The sequence below is a fragment of the Mesorhizobium sp. M7A.F.Ca.AU.002.02.1.1 genome, from assembly GCF_003998535.1.
GTDB lineage: Bacteria > Pseudomonadota > Alphaproteobacteria > Rhizobiales > Rhizobiaceae > Mesorhizobium > Mesorhizobium ciceri.
This window is the reverse complement of the sequence record NZ_RZPB01001315.1, coordinates 1-903: the sequence shown is the minus strand read 5'-3', so window position 1 is coordinate 903 and position 903 is coordinate 1. Positions and strand designations below refer to the sequence as shown.

The following is a 903-nucleotide window of genomic DNA, read 5'->3' as shown; positions in this document are numbered from 1 at the left end:
ATACTGGCCCGTGTTGCCGCCCAGCCGGCTGCCATGCTTGCCGAGCCAGGCCATCAGCCCGACCTGGTCATCATCAGGCCATTCCGCAAGGAATTTGCCGAAACCGCCATATTCCTTCGACACACGCTCGACAAAGGCAGCATTGTCGCGAACGGATCTGATCTTCTGCGGGTTGCGTACGATGCGCTGGTCGGCCGTCAGATCGTGCCAGAAATCATCGGGCTGGAACAACAGCCGCTTCGGCTCGAAGCGCAGAAACGCCTCCTCGAAGCCAGGCCATTTCTGCTCGATGACGCGCCAGACGAAACCGGCGGCGAAGACGCGCTCAGCCATAATGGAGAGAATGCGGTCATCGGGGATGTCAGCCACGGCGGCATTGTCAGGCGCCGGACCAAGCAGCGACGTCAGTTCCTCTTCGCCGCCCTTACGTTTTGCGGCGCGAGCGCGAATTTTCTTGAAATCGGCCATTGGTCCCTCGGCAACTGGAATCAATCTAACACTTCCCGTGTGAGCCGGCAGCCTCTACCTCTTACGGCAAGCCTAAGACCCTGGAGATGGCCATGAACAAGACGATCGACGATCTGGCGAACCGCTGGCTCAAGCGGCGGCCGGACGGCCTCAGCCAGCTCGAAAGCCGGGTGCTGCAATCGACGCTCGAACGCACCACCATCTCGCGCGACACCAACAAGGCCGTTGCCTTCCACCAGACCTTCGGCGACCGGCTTGCCGATACGATCGCCCGCATCGGCGGGTCATGGTCCTTCATCCTGACCTTCATCGCCTTTCTGGTCTTATGGACGGCGGGCAATGTCTGGCTGCTGTCGCGTGACGCCTTCGATCCCTACCCGTTCATCTTCCTCAATCTCGTTTTGTCGATGGTAGCCGCCTTGCAGGCGCCTGTGA

Annotated in this window: 2 protein-coding genes; one reads left to right on the top strand and one right to left on the bottom strand. The window is 60.6% G+C overall.

Annotated elements, in window-relative coordinates; translation table 11 throughout:
• The coding region (locus EN879_RS37390) for a DNA-3-methyladenine glycosylase I (RefSeq protein WP_127274788.1) at window positions 1-468 on the bottom strand (468 nt) is incomplete at its 3' end.
• A 92-nt stretch (window positions 469-560) separates the two neighbouring features.
• On the opposite strand from EN879_RS37390, the gene EN879_RS37385 reads away from it, so the two are divergent.
• A partial coding sequence (locus EN879_RS37385; protein WP_127274787.1) for a DUF1003 domain-containing protein occupies window positions 561-903 on the top strand: 343 nt, incomplete at its 3' end.